22 protein-coding genes and 1 tRNA gene are annotated in these 19,778 nt (G+C 67.3%); 9 read left to right on the forward strand and 14 right to left on the reverse strand.

Features of this window, described 5'->3' with window-relative positions; translation table 11 throughout:
• Window positions 1-428: 428 nt before the first annotated feature.
• The 4 genes from ACGFJ2_RS33475 to ACGFJ2_RS33490 all read left to right on the forward strand — a co-directional run bounded on the left by ACGFJ2_RS33475 (window position 429) and on the right by ACGFJ2_RS33490 (window position 2,540).
• Window positions 429-833: a hypothetical protein gene (locus ACGFJ2_RS33475; RefSeq protein ID WP_357944555.1), complete on the forward strand. Its 405-nt coding sequence runs from the start codon at window positions 429-431 to the stop codon at window positions 831-833.
• Between the two features lie 380 nt (window positions 834-1,213).
• Complete coding sequence (locus ACGFJ2_RS33480) at window positions 1,214-2,041, forward strand: putative protein N(5)-glutamine methyltransferase (RefSeq protein WP_393476261.1); 828 nt, start codon at window positions 1,214-1,216, stop codon at window positions 2,039-2,041.
• A 146-nt stretch (window positions 2,042-2,187) separates the two neighbouring features.
• On the forward strand, window positions 2,188-2,313 hold the full coding sequence (locus ACGFJ2_RS33485) for a hypothetical protein (RefSeq protein ID WP_357944552.1): 126 nt from the start codon (window positions 2,188-2,190) through the stop codon (window positions 2,311-2,313).
• A 5-nt stretch (window positions 2,314-2,318) separates the two neighbouring features.
• A complete protein-coding gene (locus ACGFJ2_RS33490) occupies window positions 2,319-2,540 on the forward strand; it encodes a hypothetical protein (RefSeq protein WP_357944550.1) in 222 nt (73 codons plus the stop codon).
• Between the two features lie 3 nt (window positions 2,541-2,543).
• Here ACGFJ2_RS33490 and ACGFJ2_RS33495 read toward each other — a convergent pair whose 3' ends face one another.
• From ACGFJ2_RS33495 to ACGFJ2_RS33505, 3 genes are all read right to left on the reverse strand, one after another.
• The gene (locus ACGFJ2_RS33495) at window positions 2,544-3,212 is read right to left on the reverse strand and encodes a response regulator (protein ID WP_357944547.1); all 669 of its coding nucleotides are present in this window, start codon (window positions 3,210-3,212) and stop codon (window positions 2,544-2,546) included.
• Window positions 3,209-5,701: a DUF4118 domain-containing protein gene (locus ACGFJ2_RS33500; protein WP_393475126.1), complete on the reverse strand. Its 2,493-nt coding sequence runs from the start codon at window positions 5,699-5,701 to the stop codon at window positions 3,209-3,211. Before ACGFJ2_RS33500 ends, ACGFJ2_RS33495 begins: the two co-directional genes overlap by 4 nt.
• A gap of 62 nt (window positions 5,702-5,763) precedes the next feature.
• Entirely contained in the window at window positions 5,764-6,231 is a 468-nt protein-coding gene (locus tag ACGFJ2_RS33505) for a group II truncated hemoglobin (RefSeq protein ID WP_358179421.1), read from the reverse strand.
• A gap of 193 nt (window positions 6,232-6,424) precedes the next feature.
• Here ACGFJ2_RS33505 and ACGFJ2_RS33510 point away from each other — a divergent pair, with 193 nt between their 5' ends.
• Both ACGFJ2_RS33510 and ACGFJ2_RS33515 read left to right on the forward strand, forming a co-directional pair.
• Entirely contained in the window at window positions 6,425-6,667 is a 243-nt protein-coding gene (locus ACGFJ2_RS33510) for a hypothetical protein (protein WP_358179419.1), read from the forward strand.
• Window positions 6,628-7,017 (forward strand): cellulose binding domain-containing protein, encoded by a 390-nt coding sequence (locus ACGFJ2_RS33515; RefSeq protein ID WP_393475129.1) that lies wholly within the window; start codon window positions 6,628-6,630, stop codon window positions 7,015-7,017. The genes ACGFJ2_RS33510 and ACGFJ2_RS33515 overlap by 40 nt, the downstream gene beginning before the upstream one ends.
• 10 nt (window positions 7,018-7,027) lie before the next feature.
• On the opposite strand, the gene ACGFJ2_RS33520 is transcribed toward ACGFJ2_RS33515, so the two are convergent.
• Window positions 7,028-7,675 (reverse strand): class I SAM-dependent methyltransferase, encoded by a 648-nt coding sequence (locus ACGFJ2_RS33520; RefSeq protein ID WP_393475132.1) that lies wholly within the window; start codon window positions 7,673-7,675, stop codon window positions 7,028-7,030.
• 40 nt (window positions 7,676-7,715) lie between these two features.
• The gene (locus ACGFJ2_RS33525) at window positions 7,716-7,907 is read right to left on the reverse strand and encodes a hypothetical protein (RefSeq protein ID WP_393475135.1); all 192 of its coding nucleotides are present in this window, start codon (window positions 7,905-7,907) and stop codon (window positions 7,716-7,718) included.
• 254 nt (window positions 7,908-8,161) lie between these two features.
• Here ACGFJ2_RS33525 and ACGFJ2_RS33530 point away from each other — a divergent pair, with 254 nt between their 5' ends.
• From ACGFJ2_RS33530 to ACGFJ2_RS33540, 3 genes are all read left to right on the forward strand, one after another.
• Entirely contained in the window at window positions 8,162-8,737 is a 576-nt protein-coding gene (locus tag ACGFJ2_RS33530; RefSeq protein WP_357944528.1) for an XRE family transcriptional regulator, read from the forward strand.
• Between the two features lie 68 nt (window positions 8,738-8,805).
• Window positions 8,806-10,221, forward strand: coding sequence for an NAD(P)/FAD-dependent oxidoreductase (locus tag ACGFJ2_RS33535; RefSeq protein ID WP_393475138.1), 1,416 nt, complete (start codon window positions 8,806-8,808; stop codon window positions 10,219-10,221).
• A 138-nt stretch (window positions 10,222-10,359) separates the two neighbouring features.
• Complete coding sequence (locus ACGFJ2_RS33540) at window positions 10,360-10,836, forward strand: hypothetical protein (RefSeq protein WP_393475141.1); 477 nt, start codon at window positions 10,360-10,362, stop codon at window positions 10,834-10,836.
• An 11-nt stretch (window positions 10,837-10,847) separates the two neighbouring features.
• On the opposite strand, the gene ACGFJ2_RS33545 is transcribed toward ACGFJ2_RS33540, so the two are convergent.
• From ACGFJ2_RS33545 to ACGFJ2_RS33585, 9 genes are all read right to left on the reverse strand, one after another.
• The gene (locus ACGFJ2_RS33545) at window positions 10,848-11,543 is read right to left on the reverse strand and encodes a hypothetical protein (RefSeq protein WP_393475144.1); all 696 of its coding nucleotides are present in this window, start codon (window positions 11,541-11,543) and stop codon (window positions 10,848-10,850) included.
• A 381-nt stretch (window positions 11,544-11,924) separates the two neighbouring features.
• On the reverse strand, window positions 11,925-12,470 hold the full coding sequence (locus ACGFJ2_RS33550; protein WP_357944518.1) for a hypothetical protein: 546 nt from the start codon (window positions 12,468-12,470) through the stop codon (window positions 11,925-11,927).
• Between the two features lie 150 nt (window positions 12,471-12,620).
• On the reverse strand, window positions 12,621-13,076 hold the full coding sequence (locus ACGFJ2_RS33555) for a hypothetical protein (protein ID WP_357944515.1): 456 nt from the start codon (window positions 13,074-13,076) through the stop codon (window positions 12,621-12,623).
• 300 nt (window positions 13,077-13,376) lie between these two features.
• Window positions 13,377-13,613, reverse strand: coding sequence for a hypothetical protein (locus ACGFJ2_RS33560; protein WP_357944513.1), 237 nt, complete (start codon window positions 13,611-13,613; stop codon window positions 13,377-13,379).
• 335 nt (window positions 13,614-13,948) lie between these two features.
• Window positions 13,949-14,025: transfer RNA gene (locus ACGFJ2_RS33565), tRNA-Met, on the reverse strand.
• A gap of 54 nt (window positions 14,026-14,079) precedes the next feature.
• Window positions 14,080-17,043, reverse strand: a complete 2,964-nt coding sequence (locus ACGFJ2_RS33570) for a UPF0182 family protein (RefSeq protein WP_393475148.1) — start codon at window positions 17,041-17,043, stop codon at window positions 14,080-14,082.
• Window positions 17,044-17,175: 132 nt separating this feature from the next.
• Window positions 17,176-18,222: a PDZ domain-containing protein gene (locus tag ACGFJ2_RS33575; RefSeq protein ID WP_357944507.1), complete on the reverse strand. Its 1,047-nt coding sequence runs from the start codon at window positions 18,220-18,222 to the stop codon at window positions 17,176-17,178.
• A 10-nt stretch (window positions 18,223-18,232) separates the two neighbouring features.
• Window positions 18,233-18,658 carry a molybdenum cofactor biosynthesis protein MoaE gene (locus ACGFJ2_RS33580; RefSeq protein WP_393475151.1) on the reverse strand — a complete coding sequence of 142 codons (426 nt, stop codon included), beginning with the start codon at window positions 18,656-18,658 and terminating at the stop codon, window positions 18,233-18,235.
• 17 nt (window positions 18,659-18,675) lie between these two features.
• Window positions 18,676-19,749: an NAD-dependent epimerase/dehydratase family protein gene (locus tag ACGFJ2_RS33585; protein WP_357944621.1), complete on the reverse strand. Its 1,074-nt coding sequence runs from the start codon at window positions 19,747-19,749 to the stop codon at window positions 18,676-18,678.
• Window positions 19,750-19,778 lie beyond the last annotated feature (29 nt).

The raw sequence follows: 19,778 nt of genomic DNA on the forward strand, positions 1-19,778 counted from the left end.
TGTTTTCGTTGTGTCTTTATCTTTTCAGCCGCCCGGCCCGGTGTCAAATTGACCCGACCCGCTCCGACCTGCTGGAATAAAGACCGCCCCGTTTCCGGGACAACCCCTCTAACTTACCAGACCATCCGGACAGATGCGAATCAACCGGACGAACCAGGAAGAAGTGGGATGTGCCGGGCACTGCCTTGGTTCCATGAACCCTTGGCCGCCCTGCCTGAGCAACTCTAGCAGCCGTCCACGCCTGCTTCGTGCCGTACAGGTAATCATGAGGTCCTTCCCTGCCCTCCAGATGCTCAAACCCGTCGAGTCGCCGACCGGATCCACGGCGGGAGGGTGACATGGCGGAGACAAGCCGAAAGCAAGTCATCCGCAATCGGTGGCGTGTACGAAGTATGTACGAGCAATCTGCGCCCTCGGAGGTGTCCGCAATGACCCGCTCGGAGTTCGATGACATCCGCGCCTTCCTTGCCGACGATGCGACTCATGCTGGAGACCTCCTCCGAGTCGCCCGGACACTGATCGACGACCTCGAGCATGCGCGCATGCGTGAGGCCGTCCTGCGGACGTACTACTTGCGCCTGCTCACCGCCGCCCGGGCGACGGTGGCCGCCGAGACGGTGGGCGCACCCGATCCCCTGGCCTTCATCAAGCACGAGCTCGCCGAACGCGGTCAGCTTCCCGAGGATGGGGAGGCCGTGCAGCGCATCCTGTCCGACGCGCGTACGGCGGCCGCCTTGCTGACCTGTCTGGAACAGCAGCAGCCGGCTCAGGTCCGGCCGAGGGGCATGCGACTGCGCCGCTGTGTCGGCACCGCTCGCACGCTCCCCCGCTGAGCAGCGACTCCGCAATGCCGCTTGGCCGCTGAGCCGCCGGGCCGCCGGGCAGGTTCGCGGAACCCCCAGGACCCTGACCGATCCCATGGACCCCATGGGTCCGACAGGGACCTGAAGGACCCCAAGGCCCGACAGACCTGGCGGACCTGACGGATCCGACAGACCTGGCGAAGCACGGACGGCTCTCGGAACCCAGACGAAGAGGCCGCTCGCGTGCCGAACAGGACGTCCGGTAATGTTGCCGTCCCCAGCGATGGACCCGATCGAGGAGGTGAGACCCATTAACGCTGCAGCAGGCTGGGTGCTCCCGCCTCATGATCGTGCGGTCCACCTGACATAGGTGACCGAGGGAGCGCTCATTGGCTTTCCGAAAGGCGCTCATGTCGGTTTTTCCGTCACCTGTCCCCCCGTCCGCCATCATCACCAGGCTCCGGGCCGCCGGCTGTGTCTTCGCCGAGGACGAGGCGGAGTTGCTCATCTCAACGGCGAGGACGCCGGACGAGCTCGCCACCATGGTCGACCAGCGGGTCGCCGGGCTGCCTCTCGAGCATGTTCTCGGGTGGGCGGAGTTCTGCGGGCTGCGGATCGCGGTGGATCCCGAAGTGTTCGTGCCGCGCCGCCGTACCGAGTTTCTCATCGACCAGGCCGAGGCCGCCGCGGCGAGCGGTCCCTCCCCCACCGTCATCCTCGATCTGTGCTGTGGCACGGGCGCGATGGGCGCGGCATTGGCCGCGGCCCTCAGCAAAGAAGCGGCCCCTGACAAGAGAGGGGTCGAGTTGCACGCCGCGGACCTGCACCCCGCCGCCGTACGGTGCGCGCGCCGCAACCTGGCCCCCATCGGCGGTCAGGTGTACGAGGGGGACCTCTACGAGCCGTTGCCCGCCACGCTGCGCGGTCGCGTCGACATCCTGATCGCCAGCCCTCCCTATGTGCCCACCGAGGCGATCCGGTTGCTGCCCTCGGAGGCCCGCGTCCACGAGCCGCTGGTGGCGCTCGACGGTGGCGCCGACGGGCTCGACGTCGTGCGGCGGGTGATCGCGGAGGCGCCGGCGTGGCTGGCGCCGGGTGGTCATCTCCTGGTCGAGACGAGCGAGCGCCAAGCGTCGCGGACGGCCGAGGACATGGCCGCCGCCGGGCTGACCCCGCGCGTGGCCGGCTCCGAGGACCGGTACGCCACCGTCGTCATCGGCACTAGACCTCCCAAATAGTCACCACGCGCATGCTGCCCAGGTGACCAGAAGACGACCGCTCACTTACCCAGACTTGGCCGATCGGCTGCGAGACTGCGCATATGTGGCAGCGATGGTTCAACTGGGCAGCAATCGCCCTAGTCGGCGGTTTCAGCCTCATATGGATGGGTGTCGTCATTTACGTTGAAGACACCCCAGTCCTCTGGATGCGCGTCGCCCAACTGGTCTTCGGTGCCGCGCTGGCCGCTTGGGCCGTACGCAAGACAACCCTGATGATCACCAAGGCGTGAGTCTCATGAGCGATCAACTCTATGAAATCAGTCATGACATGGGGGATGACGTACAGCTCTCCGCCACCGCCATGTACCTGGACAGACTCCCGCAACGGCACAGGATCCTCGAGATCGATGACGAGGCCGCGCGGAGCATCTCCAGATGGGTGAACGAGGAGGACGACCGTGAGTCCGACGCCTTCGCCGATCCGCTGGAGGACTCCTTCTTCTTCGAGCAGGAGTAGGGACTAGGGCTGGAAGCGATAGCCCATTCCGGGCTCTGTCAGCAGGTGCACGGGATGTCCCGGGTCGCGTTCCAGCTTGCGGCGCAGTTGCGCCATGTACTGCCGCAGATAGTGGGTCTCCTTCACGTACGAACTCCCCCACACCTCGTTGAGCAACTGCCGCTGGCTGATCAACTTGCCGGGATTCCTGGCCAGCAACTCCAGGAAGTGCCACTCCGTGGGCGTGAGGCGTACCCCGCCCGAGACCGTCTTCGTGGCGAAATCGATCACGTGCTCCCCCACCCGGACCGTCGCGGGCTCGTCGGCGGCCGTTCCGGTGCGGCGCGTCACCGCGCGGATCCGCGCGAGCAATTCGTCGATCCCGAACGGCTTGGTCACGTAGTCGTCGGCCCCCGCGTCGAGGGCGTCCACCTTGTCGGGGCTGCCCGTCCGGCCCGAGAGCACGATGATCGGCACGCTCGTCCAGCCGCGCAGCCCCTGGATGACGTCCACCCCGTCGAGGTCCGGCAGTCCTAGGTCCAGAATGACCAGGTCAGGATGCCAGTCGGCGGCCTGGCGCAGGGCAGCGGTGCCGTCCGGCGCGACGGCTACCTCGTAGTGCCTGGCCACCAGGTTGATGCGCAACGCCCGCAGGATCTGCGGTTCGTCGTCCACCACCAGCACGCGAGTCAAAGAGCCCTCCGCAACGAGACGGTCATGGTCAAGCCTCCTCCGGGCGTCTCCTCCGGGGTGAGCGTGCCGCCCATGGCCTCCGTCAGCCCCCGGGACAGCGCCAACCCGAGCCCCAGACCCACGCCCTGCCGATCTCCCAGCCGCTGGAACGGCAGGAACACCCGCTCCTGCGCCCCTGGCGGAATCCCGGGTCCCCGGTCGATGACGCGGATCTCGACGTGCTCGCCGTACGCGCTCGCGGAGATCACCACCTGGCCACCGGGCGGGCTGAAGCGGACGGCGTTGGACATCAGGTTCACCAGCACCCGCTCCAGCAGCGCCGCGTCGGCCATGAACTCCGGTACCTCGCCGGTGAACCCGTCATGGACGCGCGAGCGCAGCGGTCCGAGCTCGGCGATCGCCTGGGGGACGACGTCCTCGACGGCCAGCGGTTCCAGCGTGACGCCGAGCACGCCCGCCTGCAGGCGGCTCATGTCGAGGAGGTTCGACACCAGCCGGTCGAGTTTGATGAGCGACTCACCGGCCGTGGCCAGCAGTTCTTCGCGGTCCTCGGGGGTCCAGTCGACCTCTGTGCCGCGCAGGCCGTCGACCGCGGCCCTGGCCGCCGCGAGCGGGTTGCGCAGGTCGTGGCTGACGGCCGCGAGCAGGGCGGTACGCATCCTGTCGGCCTCGGCCAGCGGCCTGGCCCGGTCGGCCTCCGCACGCAGGCGTTCCTGCCGCAGGGCCACCGCCGACTCCGCCGCGAACGCCTCGAGCACCTGCCGGTCGGCCGCGTCGAGCAGCCTCCCCCGTACGGCGAGCACCAGGTCGTCGTCGATGGGCACGTCGGTGTCGGCGTGGCCCGGCGAGGTGGACGGCGGCCCCCCGGCCGTGGCCGCGACATGCCATGAGTCGCCGTCGCGCTCCAGCAGCGTGACGGACTCCAGGCCGTACACCTCCTTGAGCCTGGCCAGCAGGGACGGCAGCGCCGCGTCGCCACGCAGGACGTGGCCGGCCAGCGTGGACAGCACCTCGGCGTCGGCGCGTGAGCGGGCGGCCTCCCTGCTGCGGCGGGCCGCCTGGTCGACGACCGTGCTGACCATCGCGGCGACCAGCACGAAGGTGGACAGCGCGAACAGGTTCTCCGGCGCGGAGATCGTCAGCGTGTGGAGGGGCGGCGTGAAGAACCAGTTCAGCAGTGCGAAGCCGAGCACCGCCGCCGTCAGCGCCGGCCACCTGCCGCCCACCAGCGCGACGGCGACCACCAGCAGCAGGAAGAGCAGGATCTCGCTCGGCAGCGTGAGCCGCTCGGCGAACGTCAGCATGACGGCCGTGAGCAGCGGCACCGCGAGCAGCGCCAGCGCCCAGCCGGCGATCCGCCGGTCCCGGTTCAGCGCGGCCGGCGAGCGGGCGGGACCGCGTACGCTCCGAACCGCCTCGTGCGGCACCAGGTGGACGTCGATCGAGCCGGACAAGGCGGTCGCCGTGACGCCCACGCCGCGCGAAAGGATCTGCGCGAACCGGCCCCGCCTGGACGCGCCGAGCACGAGCTGCGTCGCGTTCGCGCCGCGGGCGAACTCCAGCAGCGCGCGCGGGACGTCGTCGCCCACGACCTGGTGATAGGTGCCGCCCAGGCTCTCGACGAGCGCGCGACGGCGTACGAGCGTCGCCGGCTCGCCGTCGGACGCCGGACCGTCGGGCCTGGTCACGTGTACGGCCAGCAGGTCGACGCTCTTGGACCTGGCGGCGATCCTGGCGGCCCGCCTGATCAGCGTGTCGCCCTCGGGGCCCCCGGTGAGCGCGACGACGACTCGTTCGCGGGCCTCCCAGGTGCCCGCTATGCCATGGTCCGCCCGGTAGCGGATGAGCTGGTCGTCCACCTTGCCGGCGACCCAGAGCAGGGCCAGCTCGCGCAGCGCGGTGAGGTTGCCGACGCGGAAGTAGTTGGACAGGGCCGCGTCGACCTTGTCGGGGGCGTAGACGTTGCCGTGCGCCATCCGGCGGCGCAGCGCCTCGGGGGACATGTCGACGAGCTCGATGCGTTCGGCCCGGCGTACCACCTCGTCGGGGACGGTCTCGCGCTGCGGGACGCCGGTGATCTGGCGTACCACGTCGTTGAGCGATTCGAGGTGCTGGATGTTGACGGTGGAGACGACGTCGATGCCCGCGTCGAGGATCTCGTCGACGTCCTGCCAGCGTTTGGCGTTCTTCGAACCCGGGACGTTGGTGTGGGCCAGTTCGTCGATCAGCGCGGCCTTCGGCGCGCGTTCGATGACGGCGGCCACGTCGAGTTCGGTGAACGTGGCGCCTCGGTGGACGAGCGTTTTGCGGGGGATCGTCTCCAGCCCGTCGAGCAGGGCGGCCGTACGGGCGCGATCGTGGGTCTCGACGAAGCCGACGACCACGTCGCGGCCGCGTTCCCTGGCGCGGGCCGCCTCGGCGAGCATCGCGAACGTCTTGCCCACGCCGGGGGCCGCGCCGAGGTAGATGCGCAGCCGCCCGCGTGTCATGCCTCGCTCCCCGGTGGTAAGTCTGTGACCTCCAGGCTACGACCAGGGACGCGACGGCCTGTCTACGGCTGGTACGGCGGAGCGACGCCCCAGCCCCAGTGGGGCACCGGAGCCCTGGCCGGAGGCTTCGCGCCGGGCTGGGAGTTGTGCACCGCCAGCCGGGTGCCCCACTCGATGTAGCCGGCGAAGGCGGCCCTGAACTCGGGGTCGTCGGGCAGTCCGACCTCGTCGGCGGCGTCCATGAGCAGGTTGACCCACCTGCGCCGCTGCGGCTCGGTGATGGCCTTGCCGAGGTGCTGGGAGAGCATGTGGGGGTAGCCGCCGCGCTCCTTGGTGTAGCGGTCGGGGCCGCCGAACACCTCACCGAGCCACATCGCCACGTATCGGGGATGGCCGGGGTCCATGTGCGCGAACAGCGGCCCGATCAGCTCGTCCTTCTTGACGTGCTGGTAGAACACCTCGGTGAGCCGCTCCAGCGCCTCCACCCCGCCCGCCCACTCGTAGAGGCTCGGCACTGCTTCGTTGTCCATGTAATCATGTAAGCATCAGGTCGAACAGGTGGTCAATTCACGGCGATGGCCCTGAAAGTTACCCGCCGTTCCGGGCAAACGCCGCAGGTCGCGGGACCTCCAGAGCCGGTCGCCTTCCCGCCGCCGCTCCGCGCTCCTACGCTCTCGGCAGACCCACGATCTTCGGGAGCCGACGATGTCGAGGACGAGCGCCTTGCTGGTGGCGATGCTGACCCTGATCGGAACGGTGCCTTTCCTGACCACCACACCGGCCGGCGCCGCCGCCATCAGGATCATCATCGTGGTCATGCACTTCGGGACCAACGACGTGTGGAGCAACATCGCGCCCGCGACGATCCTCAGCGCGCTCACCACGCTGGTGAACCAGATGCGGGCGAGCAATCCCGCGACCAGAAGATGTCCGACCGCTGGTACCCGGCGCTGGCGAACTTCCTGACCCCAGGGGGAAGCACCCCCACCCCGACCCCGACCCCGATCCCGGTAGGTGGTTGCACGGCGACGTTCAAGAGCGTCGGGCAGTGGACGGGCGGCTTCCAGGGTGAGGTCACGGTCAAGAACACCGGGGCCGCGACGACGAACGCCTGGACGGTCCGCTGGACGTTCGCCAACGGTCAGCAGATCACCCAGATCTGGGGCGGCACTCTCAGCGCGAGCGGGGCCGCCGTGAGCGTGCGGAACGTGGCCTGGAACGGCACTCTGGCCGCCGGAGCCTCGGCCACCTTCGGCTTCCTGGCCTCCTGGAACGGCACCAACACCGCGCCCGTCCCCACGTGCTCTCCCACCTGAGCACGCGCCTTCAGCGAGCGGAGGCCCTGATGGCCAGGATGCTAGGGATGGGCTGCTCGCCCGGTTCGTACACCCGCTCGATGGCGAGCCCGGCGTCGATGAAGGCGTTGATCAGATCCGGCAGCGGCACCTGACTCATCCCGACCCGCTCCCTGATCCCGCCCTGGCGCCACCAGGACCCGCGCTGATGCCAGCCTTTGAGGTGATACGTGGGATGGATGATCAGCGCGCCGTCCTCGCGGTTCTCGATGTGCGGGCCGTTGAAGCACGGGTGCACCCCGTAGAACAGCAGCAATCCGCCGGGGCGGAGCACCCGGGCCGCCTCCACGAGCAGTCCGGGGAAGTCGCCGATGTCCGTGGACACCCAGAGCATGGTGACGGTGCCGAACACCCCTGAGGCGAACGGCAGCGCCGTCCCGTCACCCTGAAGCAGCGGTGCGAGGTCCCGGCGGCGGGCAAGGCGCAACTGGTCGCGTGATCGGTCGAGCCCCACGACGGTCCTGCCGGTGGATCGGAGCGCGTCGAGGTAGCGCCCGGTGCCACAGCCCAGGTCCAGGCACGTCCCGTCGCCTGGGCCCAGGAGTTCGGTCACGTCCGCGAGGTTCGGGACGATGAGGTCGTCGTACCACTCGGCCAGGCCGTCATAGCGTGCCGTCATGATCCATTGATACCTCGAAATATGCCTGAACGACGGGCTATTAGCCGCGCGGCTGCCGCAGCCCGCGTATTCCGAGGAAGGCGACAACAGCGCCGACGATGGGGCCGATGATGGCCCAGAGAGTAACGCCGCTCATCACGCTGCCGCCGACGACGCCCAGCCCTTGAAGCGTCCACAGGGCGCCCATCAGGACCAGGAGAACGCCGAGGACTAGGAAGATCCAGGCTTTCACGGCATTTCTCGTTTCTGTCGTGGAGGGGGAAGGCAGCGAAACTGTCGGCTTTATACCGGTCATTATGCTGCGCGAAGATCCTCGCCGCGAGCGGCCTCGGCAAGGTCGTACAGACCCCCCATGTTGATCTCTCGCCCGACCGGGCCAGTGACCGATTCGTTATCTAACGCCCCCTTGTTGGGTCTTCGCAGGCTATGTACGGTCCCTTCATTGCCACTTAACAACTTGTTCAGTCAAATCGATCAAGAGGTTCGATGACGGAGTCGGAGACCGAATACTTAGGTGTACGCATCCGGGCCTACCGGAACATGCGTCAGATGACCGTTCGTGGACTCGCCGCCGAGGCCAAGGCGAGCGCCAGCTTCATCAGCCAGTTGGAGCGGGGGCAGACCAGCGCGAGTATCGGGATGCTGCGGCGGATCGCCGGGGCTCTCGGGATCACGGTGGCCGACCTGTTCAACGAGCAGGACGAGGTCGGACACCGGGTGCTACGCCGCGCCGAACGCCCGGAACTCCCCACCAAACCCGGCACCCGCAAGTACCTGATCTCCCAGCGCCCCCTGCAGAACCTGGAGGTGTACGCCGGAGAACTCGACCCGGGCTCCTCCACCGGGGACGAGCCGTACACCCACGGCGACTCCCAGGAGATCTTCCTCATCGTGCGCGGCCAGGTGACTCTCTGGCTCGGCCCCACCGACGCGGCCACCCCGCACGTCCTGGCGGCCGGCGACAGCGTGGAGTACCGCACGTCGGTGCCTCACCGCGTGGTCAATGACGGCGACGAGACAGCCGAGGTCCTCTGGACGATCAGTCCGCCCACACCCGCGTGACCAACCCTGTCGCGGTGACGAGGTCACGCTCACCTGGCCGACGAAAGTGATGTGGAGGCAGTGCTCACGTGAAAGGCATCCCGCTGACCGAGGACTTCGCCAACGGCGGCGTCTCCTTCTGGTACCGGCAGATCGGCGTGCCGGACCGCCGGGCGGCGCTGCCCGGGTCCCGCTCGTACGACGTGGTGATCGTCGGCGGTGGCTACACGGGCCTGTGGACCGCGTACTACCTCAAGAAGGCCCAGCCCGACGTGCGGATCGCGATCCTGGAACGGGAGTTCGCCGGGTTCGGCGCGTCCGGGCGCAACGGCGGCTGGCTGTCGGCGGAGTTCGCCGGCTCGCGCAAGCGGTACGCCAAGGCCCGGGGCCGCCAGGCGATGATCGACCTGCAGCACGCCATGTTCCGGTCGGTCGACGAGGTCATCGAGGTGACCCGCCAGGAGGGCATCGAGGCCGACATCCACAAGGGCGGCCTGGTGCACGTCGCGACCAACCCCGCCCAGCGCCGCCGCCTGCGCGAGGAGCTGTCCTCGCTGCGCACCTGGGGGTACGGGGAGGACGACCTCAGGGTGATGTCCCGGGACGAGCAGCAGGAACGCCTGCAGGTGGCGGGGACCCTGGAGGCCACGTACTCGCCGCACTGCGCCCGCATCCAGCCCGCCAAGCTGGCCGTCGGACTCGCCTCGACGGTCGCCGCGCTGGGTGTGGACATCTTCGAGAACACCACGGTGACCGAGATCCGCCCCCGCCAGGGCGGTATGGCCTCGGCCGTCACCTCGCGCGGCATCGTCTCGGCCGAGTACGTCATCCGCGCCACCGAGGGCTTCACCGCCAGTCTCGCCGGACAGCACCGGCAGTGGCTGCCGATGAACAGCTCCATGATCGTCACCGAGCCGCTGCCGGCCGAGGTGTGGAAGCACATCGGCTGGTCGGGCAACGAACTGCTCGGCGACGAGGCCCACGCCTACATCTACGCCCAGCGCACCGCGGACGACCGGATCGCGATCGGCGGGCGCGGCGTGCCGTACCGGTACGGATCGCGCACCGATTCCCGAGGCGCCACGCAGGCGCAGACGGTGGCGCTGCTGTGGCGGATGCTGGTCAAGCTGTTCCCCGCCGCGGCCGACGCCCGCGTCCAGCACTCGTGGTGCGGCGTGCTCGGCGTGCCGCGCGACTGGTGCTCCACGGTGCACCTCGACCACACGACCGGCCTCGGCTGGGCGGGCGGTTACGTGGGCAGCGGCGTCACCACCACGAACCTGGCCGGCCGTACGCTGCGCGACCTGGTGCTGCGCCGCGACACCGAGCTGACGGCACTGCCCTGGGTGGGCCGCCAGGTCAGGCAGTGGGAGCCGGAGCCGCTGCGATGGACGGGGGTGCAGCTCATCTACGCGCTCTTCAGGGCGGCGGACCGGCACGAGAACGACCGCGGCACCACGACCTCGGCCTACGCCCGCATCGCCAACCTCATCTCAGGCCGCTGACCTACGTCAGGACGACTCTTGCCCCGGCTCTCCCACCTGGCGTACGCCCCGTCGGTCTCCCTGCCCGCCGCCGGTTGTCTCGTCGCGCTCCGCGGGGCCACAGTGGCAGGCGCCGACCACCTTCCCGAAGGGCCCGTCATGAGCGACACGCCTTCCACCGATGATCGCAAACGGAGCGATTCGTTCCCCGATTCCATCGGTGCGTTCCTCGCCCTTTACGTGATTCTCACGCTGATGTGGGCGACCGGCTCATGGCTGGCCAAGAAGTACGACTGGGCCGACCACGGCGGCTTCCAAGCACCGCTCGGTCATCTCGTGGCCACCTTCGTGGGTGGCGCGATGAGCACTTTCACCCAGTTCTCCCTACCCGTGCTCCTGTGGCGATTAGGGCGGTCGATCCCCCGCTGTGCATACAGCCGCCTGAGCACCGGACTCCTACTCTGCGGACTCGCCACCTTGAGCTTCATGCTCTGGGTGCCCCACGGCGGCGGCCCCGTCCAGACCTGGCCTCAGTGGCTCTTGATCGGGGTTTCGGTCGGTTCGACGTTTTGCGGTCTGGCAGGTCTCGGACACTGTGCATTCCTTGCCCGTAAGACGCGCGAGGCAGGCGATTAACCCTCCGCACGCTAGCGGCCATGCATATACGCGACGACGCTTGAGATGATCAGCAGAACAAGGGCGACTATTTGCACGATCGTCAGCCATTGCGGCAGCGAGTCCCACCTGATCGCCATGACCAGCAATACCGCCGAAGGGCCGATCACCAACATCGCCCCCGTGGAGTCCGCGAATTCATCGAGCAGAAGAACGCCAACACCACCGATGAGCACAGCGGCAATCGTCAGGACGACAGCGAGCACGGTGGCGATGGCGCCCCAGGCGATGCCATCACCCAGACCGGAAATGGAGTTCCACGCCGGCCCTGATATCCACGGCCACAGAAGCCATATGACGCACGCCACGACGATGAACGGCGCAAGAGTGCGAAGAATCCGAATCAACCACGTGATGACCTTCACGGGGCCGAGCATCGTCGCGATGCCTATAGCGGATACGAGGGCGATGAACCACCAAGGCGCTTGTGCTCTTATCTGAAGCAGTATGTTCCAGACGGCCCCAACCCAGTCGCCTATCCCACTGGGATGAGGATGCTCCGGATCTTCGGTGAGAAACCATACGTCGCCGACATCGAAGCTGATGATCTGCATGGTGTCGGCGACGATTCCGAGCAGGCCGACGACGCCCAGTGTTGCCAGGAAGCGCCACCACCGAGGGACGTTGCCGTTGGGGGGTATGCGATCATCATCGGCTATATCGGTCACAATGCGCCTGTCTTCGGGGGATTGGCGACAGAGCACTCCAAAGCGGTGCACATCATGCGAACTCGCGAGGAGTGGTTTCCGCGGGAGGCTCGCGTCTTCGCGTTCATATCCCTTCGTAATGGCAGCACAGCGGAGAGTGATCCTATCCTGCCCCGTCCATGGCCTCTGCCGTCAAGGGGCACCGCGTCGCGATGGGCAGGAAGTGCGATGTCGCCACACGATCCGCCAGCGGGCGCAGACGATCCTGTATGGAGGTTGTCCGAGCCCGGTTATCCGGAAGTCGCGCTAGTACGGGAAAGCGAAAAGGCCCTTCAGGATCAGATCCAGAAGGGCCTCTTGCCTGGTAGCGGGGGCAGGAATTGAACCGGCGGCCTGACATGGTCAGAGTCGCTCACGCAGCCGCACGTACTCACGGCCGGCCTCGGTGATCGCGACGTACCGCTTGAGGTCGAACTCCTCGTAGGTGTGCCCGTAGTCCTGCGGAATCGCGTTCAGCCCTCGCGGGTCGACCGGCTCGACGAACCCCATGGCGTCGAGCCGTTCGAGCTCCATCTGCAGCTTTCTGTCCTGCCGGAATTGCGCGGGCACGGGCCCCTCCGCCGCGAGCCGCCGCAGATGACCCCACTCATACTTGGTCACCAGCCCACTCAACGCCACCTGCAGCGCCCGCAGCTCGGACTCCAGCACGCGCTGCTTGGCCTCGGCCCTGTCCAGCCTGGCGCTGACGCCGCCCGCTCCGATCGAGAGATCGGTGATGGAGTACGACGAGGCCGTGAGGCAGACCCCGACCAGCAGCCCGGCTGCCAGCACCAGCTCGTGCACTTCGAGCCGCTGCGCCATCAGGCCGAACGGGATCGCCGCGAGATAGGCCAGGTAGGCGATCGTCAGCAGCACCGCGAGGCCCGCACTGATGCGCCGGATCATCATGCCTCGAGTGTGCGCCCCTTGGCCTGCCGGTGGAAGAAGGGTTGGCCACCGTGACACACGAGGAACAACGGTGATGGCTCAGTGCCCTGGACGGACCTTCCTGGAATCCGCCTGCCTGGCGATGGGCGTGCGGTTGGGAGTGCTGACCACTCAGGACGCTGCCCAGAAGTACCAGCCCTGGTCATCGAAGCAGGGATGGGTCTGTGTCCCGCCTGCCTGCACACCGTTCCTCCAGTATTCGCAAATTCCCTGAGTGGAATAGGGGCCGTACCAGTGACCCGCCGTTTCCTTGGCCTGTGCGGGACTGACGGAGATCAGCAGAGCCGAGAGGCCGCCGATCGCGGCAATGGCAATTCTTCCGGTCACGTTTCGCTTCATTTCTCCGCTTCCTTCCAGTCGTTTCATCGTCATACGGCCGGCTACGTCAAGCGCGGAACCGGTATAGGCGACCACTATTTGCCCAGCAGAGAAGCGACCGCCCATTCGGTTCCACGCGATTGAAGCCAGACGTATTTCTGGAGGTGCCGACAATTTCGGCACCCATGTTGCGTCATTCACGCTAATGTTCAAGAAGGCTTGGCGCCAGGTAACCAGCAGGACATTCATAGGGCATTTCGCCGCTGACAGGAGCAGTTCGTGAGAGCTCGTGTCGGCGTGCGGGGGTTCAGTGCAGAGCCCGAACGGGGTCTGTCACTGATCTTGGGACGTGGAACGATCCGGTAGTTGATCGTGTGCGGGGTCTGTTCCGGGATGCGTTGAGGAGTTGCTCCCGCATTGGGCGGGGATTGTGGTCGAGGTCGTGGAGCGGGTCGCGGGGTTGGCGAGCGTGCATGCCCGATGCTGAGCCGATGAGGGAGTGTGCCCGCATTGCGGTGTGGCGTCGGGCCGGGTGCATGACCGGTACGTTCAGCGGCTGGCCGACGCCGCGCCGAGCGGGATCAAGGCCGTGCCGGCGGTGATGATACGGCGTTTCAAGTGCATGAACACCGGGTGTGCGGCGGCGACGTTCGCCGAGCAGGTCGAGGGCCTGACCAGTCCGTACGTCCGATTCACGCCGCTGCAACGCAGGGTGTTGACGTCTGTGGCGGTGAGCATGGCCTCGGCCGGGCTCCCGGTTGGCGGCTGACTGGAGGTGCCGGTCACCAAGGGCACCCTGTTGCGACTGGTCCGATCGCATCCCGAGCCGCCGGTCGGTGCGGTGTGGGTGGTGGCGGTGGACAACGTCGCCCTGCACCACCGAAGCGGTGTTCGCGGGGTTTTGCGCGCTGCAGGCGTGCCTGTGGAAGGCGTCCGGAGCGAAGCGGAGGCTCTTCAGGGGTCGCGGCTCCGGGCGCGACTGGAAGCAGCGCCTGAGCTCCGAGAGCACCAGACGAAGCCCTTGTGCACCGCCCCAAGTAACACAGCCCGAGCGAAGCGAGGCCCATTGTGGCTAGATGCGAAAAGGCCCTCCGGGATTATCCCGGAGGGCCTTTTCGACTTGGTAGCGGGGGCAGGATTTGAACCTGCGACCTCTGGGTTATGAGCCCAGCGAGCTACCGAACTGCTCCACCCCGCGTCGGTGTGTGTCTAAAGACTATAGGCGGCACGGGGTGGACGCAAATCGAAGAGGCTACGTACCGCCTGTCGGCGTGGGGGTTGCGGTGGGCGTCGGGGTGGCGGAGGTCGACGGTGACACCGTGGGTGACGCCGACGGAGAAGCCGTAGGTGACGGCGTCGGAGTGGTGGCGGTGGACGGCAGAGCGCCCAGCCCCTCCAACGCCTTCAGCGCGTCTTGCAGCCGCTTCTGGGCCTTGCCGTACTCGTCCCAGTTGGGCGGGCTTGACTGCAGGGCCTTCTGGGCGTCGTTGTAGGCGCTCTGCGCGCTGTCGATCGCCGACTTCAGAGCAGTGGTGTTCTGGTTGGGTTTGGCCTGCTCATTGTTGGGCGTCGTCTGCTGCTGCTCTCCGCCGAAGACCTGTTTCAGCGCGTCATCGAGGGTGCGGGCGACACCGATCTTGCTGCCGAACGACACCAGTACGCGCTGCAGGATCGGATACGGCTCCTGACCCCCACCCGCGGCGACCTGGATGTACACCGGCTCGATGTACACCAACCCCCCGGCATAGGGCAGAGTCAGCAGATTTCCGTATCTGACCGACGAGGCACCCACGCCCAGCAGGTTGAGTTCGCCGGCGAATCGGCTCTGGAAGGCGTTCTGTGCCTGTCCGGGGCCCGGAATGGGGGTATTGGATGGCATGCGCAGGATGCGCAGCTTGCCGTAGTCAGGGCCGGCCACCGAGTCGACCGCCATGAAGGCCGCCAGGTTGGGCCCCGATTTCGGGACGAACGTCGTCGTCAGCGAGAACGTCGGCGTTGGGCTCTGGTCGGGCATCGTGGTGGTCACGTAGTAGGGCGGCTGCTTGGTGTTGGTGTCGCCCTGTGACGGGTCGCTCGGGACGTTCCAGAAGTCCTGGCCGCTGTAGAAGGCGGCGGGGGTGGTGATGTGATAGCGCGACAGGATGTAGCGCTGCACCTTGAAGAGGTCTTCCGGGTAGCGGACGTGGGCCTTGAGGTCGGCGCTCATCTTCGCTTCCGGCTGGATGATGCCGGGGAAGGCCTTGCTCCAGGTCTTGAGCACCGGGTCCTTGTCGTCCCAGGCGTACAGCGTGACCGTGCCGTCGTAGGCGTCGACGGTGGCCTTGACCGAGTTGCGGATGTAGTTGACCTTGTCCTGCGGCTGCTGGGCGACCACGCGGCGGTCGGTGTTGCGGTCGCGGGTCATGTCGCCCAGGCTCTCGCTCTGCGCGTAGGGGTATTCGTTGGAGGTCGTGTAACCGTCGATGATCCAGGTGATCCGCCCGTCGACGATCGACGGGTAGGGGTTGCCGTCGAGGGTCAGGAACGGCGCGACCTTCTGGACTCGTTCGCGCGGGTTGCGCACGTAAAGGATCTTGGAGTTGTCGTTGACGTCACCCGAGAGCAGGATGTTCTTCTCGCCATACTTGGCCGCGTAGACCAGCCGGTTGAGGAACGAGCCGACCGGGACACCGCTCTTGCCGGTGTAGGTGGTGTTCTTCTGCTCGGTGCCGCCCGTTTCCGGGTAGTCGAGCTCCTGCGGGTTGTTCGGGTTGCCGCCCGCGATGACGTATTCGCCGGACGCCGGGCTCTCACCGAAGTAGACCCTCGGCTCCTTCAGCTTCGTCGTGTTGACCAGCGGGCCGACGACCGGCATGTCCTTGGCGTCGTAGTCGGGCAGGCCACCGGGGTCGGTGACCTCGTTGCCGGGCGCCGCCACGATGCCGTAACCGTGGGTGTAGACGAGGGCGTTGTTGATCCAGTTGTTCTGGCCCTCGGGTGCTCCGAGCAGCTCGCGTACGCCGACGACGTGGTCGACCTGCTTGCCGCTGGCATCGGGATAGCGGTCGACGTCGAGCTGGGCGGAGAAGCCGTAGAAACCGCGGATGCGCTGGGTCTGCTCATACGTCGCCGAGACCAGCGCGGGGTCGAGCAGCCGGACGCCGGACACAGAGGCGTCGCCGCCGGTCTGGACCTTGGTCGGGTCGGCCTCCGCCGTGTAGGGCAGGATCTCCGTCTTGTCGACGTTGTACGACGCCCGCGTGGCGTCGATGTTGCGCTGGATGAACGCCGACTCCTTGAGCTGCTGGTTGGGCTTGACCTGGAACTGCTCGACCAGCGCCGGGTAGACGCCGCCGATCAGGATGGCCGAGAGCACGAGCAGGCCGAAGGAGACGCCGGGCAGCATGCCGCCGGGCCGTATGACACCGGCGAAGAACAGAGCGGCGCAGATCAGCGCGATGATGGCCAGGATGGTCTTGGCCGGGAGCACCGCGTTGACGTCGGTGTAGGAGGCGCCGTGGACGAAGCCGCGGTCGGAGAAGACCAGCCCGAAGCGGTCGATGTAGTAGGCGACGGCCTTGAGCAGCACGAACACGCCGAGCAGCACCGACAGGTGGGCACGCGCCGCGCGGGAGGCGTGCACGCCGGGTGACTGCAGCCGGAAGCCGCCATAGAGGTAGTGCGTGATCCCCGCCAGGATGATCGAGATGATCACGGCGGTGAACAGGAAGTTGAGGATCATCCGGATGAACGGATAGTCGAACATGAAGAACGAGACGTCCATCTGGAACTGGGGGTCCTTCGTGCCGAAGGGCACCCCGTTGATGAACTGCAGCCAGGTCTTCCACTCCCCGGCGAACGACGAGCCCGCGAAGAGCGCGAGCAGGCCCATGCCGACGATGAAGATCAGCTTGCGGTGGGGGTCGAGCGCCATCCGATAGCGATCGGCGCCGCTGCCGCCACCGAACATGGCCGGGCCGAACATCGGCCGCATCCGGAAGGCCAGCAGCATGTTGCCGCCGGCGATGCCGACCATGAGCACCGCTCCGACCAGGAACAGCACAATCTCCGTCAGGAGCACGCCGGAGAAGACAGAGGTGTAGTCGACTCCAGGGTCGACCGTGTCGAACCACAAATAATCGGTATAAATACCGGAAAATAGGAAAAATAGCGCCACAATCGCCACGAGCGCGATCGCAACTGGAAGAAGCAGTCGCGGTCGGCGGGGCAAACGCATTGCCCTGCCGCCGGCTCCTGGGGTCCGGAAGCTCAAGGCCAACCCCTCGTCGTGATGAACAAACGGTCCGTGTCTGGCAACCTACACCGCTGTGCCAGCCGTACGGCTAACGGATGGCATTCGCCAGAAGTTTCATCCAGCAGCGCAAGCGGGCACATCGCCCTTGCCGGTGCGCAGTGCCTCAAGCGCGCCCACCGCGGCGTGCAGCGTCTCGGCCTTCACCAGGCGGAGCCCGTCGGGGACGGCCTTCATGGCCTCGGCGCAGTTGTCCGGCGGGGTGAGGAACACGGTCGCGCCGGACTTGCGGGCGCCGACCATCTTCTGGGCGATGCCGCCGATGGGTCCGACCTCGCCTGACGCCTGGATGGTGCCGGTGCCGGCGATGTCCTTACCGCCGGTGATCTCGCCGGGGGTCAGCTTGTCGAGGATGCCGAGCGAGAACATCAGCCCGGCGCTCGGCCCGCCGACGTCACCCACGTTGATGTCGACCTTGAACGGGAACTTGTAACTCTCCTGCATGATCACGCCCACGACGGCCTGGCCATCATTGTCCGCCACGGTAGGCACGCTGACCTGGCTCTTGTCCTTGCCCCTCGTGACGGTGAAAGCCACGGCGTCGCCGGGCTTGTGCGCCTTCACGGCGTCGCTGACGGTCTTGACGTTCACCACCGGCTTGCCGTCGACCTCGCTGATCTCGTCGCCCTGCTTCAGCTTGCCGTCGGCCGGCTTGCCCTTCTGCGTGGACGCGACCGAGACCTTCATGCCGAAGGGGATCTTTAGCTCGGTCAGCGCGGCCGCGGTGGCGAAGTCCTGGGAGTTGGTCATCTCGACCGTGTTCTCCTCCTCGACCTCCTTGGGCGAGCGGGATTTGGGGAAGATGGTCTCCTCGGGAACGACCGCGACCGTCGGATCCACCCAGCCGCGCAACGCGGTCAGCAGATCGATCCTGCTGCTCGGCCCACCCTGGTAAGCCACCGTGACCAGGCGCAGCGCGCCCTTCGTGGGAAAGGTCTGATGCCCGCTGATCGTGATCACGGGCTTCTTGTCGACCTCACCGATGGTGTTCTCGGTCGGCCCAGGACTCAGTACGACGTACGGCACGGGCAGGAAAGCCCCTGCGACACCGAGCGCTAGCACGAGGAAACCCGCAACCAGCAGGGTCAAGGCGCGTCGCGACATGAAGACGAGCTTATTGGCAGGCGCCGACCCACTCGGCCGACCCGTCGGCGAAGATTTGGTGTTTCCAGATCGGAACCTGGGACTTGAGGTCGTCGATCAGCCTGCGTGACGCCTCGAAAGCCTCGCCCCGGTGGGGGCAGGCGACCGCGACGATCACGGCGATGTCGCCGAGCTTCAGATCGCCGACCCGGTGCACGGCCGCCAGGGCGGTGACCGGGAAGTCGGCGGCCACCTTCTCCGCCACCTGCCGCAGCGAGTCGAGGGCCGAGGGGTGCGCCGAGTAGGAGAGCCCGGTCACGGGCTTGCCATGGTCCTGCTCGCGTACGGTGCCGACGAAGAGTGTGGTGCCCCCTGCCGCGTGATCCTCCACAGCGGCCAGCACCTCGTCCACCGAGAGCGAGGTCTCGCGAATCCCGAGCAACCGGATGACGTCCACGAACAGAGCCTACATAGTCACAGGCGGCGCTTCTTGCGCACCTGACGGACGATGGCGGCGGTGCCGATGACCGCCACCGTGGCGCCCGCGGCGGTGAGCGTGGCCTCCTTGACCGGCAGCCGCCTGCCGACCACGGTCGTCCTGTTCTCGCGCAGCTCCAGGAGCTGCTCGAACACGGTCTCGTTGGTCCAGGCGGGCTTCCAGCCAGCCTCACGCAGCGCCGTGCAGTCGACGACCCACGGATAGACGACGTAGTGCAGGTCCGTCGCGGGGGCCGGGGTGATGCCCAGCCGGTGCAGGCGCTGCGCCGTTCCGAAGGTGAGGCCGGCCGGCAGCTCGAAGCGCCGCAATCCGGACAGCTCCTCGACCTGCTCCTGCTCCAGCCAGCCGTCGGAGCCGACGGCGGCCACGCCCGTCACCACGCCGCGCGCGGCCAGCTCCAGCGCCGTGATCAGGTCATCGACGTGGCAGAACTGCCAGCGCGGCGAGCAGCCCTTGACGGTGAGCAGCCTCGGCGACTCGAAGTGGCGGGTGATGACCGTGTCGATGCCGGGGCCGACCACGGCCGCGGGCCTCAGCACCGTCACCTCCAGGCCGGGGTGGCTGCGCGACGATCTGCGTACGAGCGCCTCGATCTCCAGATAGTCGCCCACGACCCCCGTGTCGGGTTCGGCCGCGACCGGGGACTCCTCGGGCAGGGGCACGTCGTTCTCGGGCGCGGCGCCGTACACCATCGCGCTCGTGACCAGCACGACGCGCCGGACGCGCGCGGCGGCGCTGGCGGTGAGCACCGTTTGCGCAGCTCGCAGATTGTACGCGCGCCGCTCGGCGGGATCGGAGTCGACAGCGTAGTCACCGGCCAGGTGGACCAGGACGTCGATGTCGGAGATGCGGTTCGCCAAGAGCGGATCTCGCACGTCGATCACTCTCCACGTGGCTTCCTGGACGTCACCGCGTTCCTCGTCAATGGCCACCACCCTGCGGAAATCCGCGGAGGATACGAGCTTTGCGAGCAGCTCGCGGCCGATGCCCGAGGCGGCACCGGTGACGGCGACGACGGGGTGGCGCGGGCGTTTCGAGGTAGGCACCAGGTCCTCACTTTGCACTGATCCGCCGTAGG

Origin of the sequence: Nonomuraea sp. NPDC049028, from assembly GCF_043197735.1 — a bacterium.
Lineage (GTDB): Bacteria > Actinomycetota > Actinomycetes > Streptosporangiales > Streptosporangiaceae > Nonomuraea.

Bases quoted from the DNA above. Each gene is read 5' to 3' on its own strand.
- ACGFJ2_RS33475 (WP_357944555.1), top strand. From the start codon at position 429: ATGACCCGCTCGGAGTTCGATGACATCCGCGCCTTCCTTGCCGACGAT.
- ACGFJ2_RS33480 (WP_393476261.1), top strand. From the start codon at position 1,214: ATGTCGGTTTTTCCGTCACCTGTCCCCCCGTCCGCCATCATCACCAGG.
- ACGFJ2_RS33485 (WP_357944552.1), top strand. From the start codon at position 2,188: ATGGGTGTCGTCATTTACGTTGAAGACACCCCAGTCCTCTGGATGCGC.
- ACGFJ2_RS33490 (WP_357944550.1), top strand. From the start codon at position 2,319: ATGAGCGATCAACTCTATGAAATCAGTCATGACATGGGGGATGACGTA.
- ACGFJ2_RS33500 (WP_393475126.1), bottom strand. From the start codon at position 5,701: ATGACACGCGGGCGGCTGCGCATCTACCTCGGCGCGGCCCCCGGCGTG.
- ACGFJ2_RS33505 (WP_358179421.1), bottom strand. From the start codon at position 6,231: ATGGACAACGAAGCAGTGCCGAGCCTCTACGAGTGGGCGGGCGGGGTG.
- ACGFJ2_RS33515 (WP_393475129.1), top strand. From the start codon at position 6,628: ATGTCCGACCGCTGGTACCCGGCGCTGGCGAACTTCCTGACCCCAGGG.
- ACGFJ2_RS33520 (WP_393475132.1), bottom strand. From the start codon at position 7,675: ATGACGGCACGCTATGACGGCCTGGCCGAGTGGTACGACGACCTCATC.
- ACGFJ2_RS33530 (WP_357944528.1), top strand. From the start codon at position 8,162: ATGACGGAGTCGGAGACCGAATACTTAGGTGTACGCATCCGGGCCTAC.
- ACGFJ2_RS33540 (WP_393475141.1), top strand. From the start codon at position 10,360: ATGAGCGACACGCCTTCCACCGATGATCGCAAACGGAGCGATTCGTTC.
- ACGFJ2_RS33550 (WP_357944518.1), bottom strand. From the start codon at position 12,470: ATGATGATCCGGCGCATCAGTGCGGGCCTCGCGGTGCTGCTGACGATC.
- ACGFJ2_RS33555 (WP_357944515.1), bottom strand. From the start codon at position 13,076: ATGAATGTCCTGCTGGTTACCTGGCGCCAAGCCTTCTTGAACATTAGC.
- ACGFJ2_RS33570 (WP_393475148.1), bottom strand. From the start codon at position 17,043: ATGCGTTTGCCCCGCCGACCGCGACTGCTTCTTCCAGTTGCGATCGCG.
- ACGFJ2_RS33575 (WP_357944507.1), bottom strand. From the start codon at position 18,222: ATGTCGCGACGCGCCTTGACCCTGCTGGTTGCGGGTTTCCTCGTGCTA.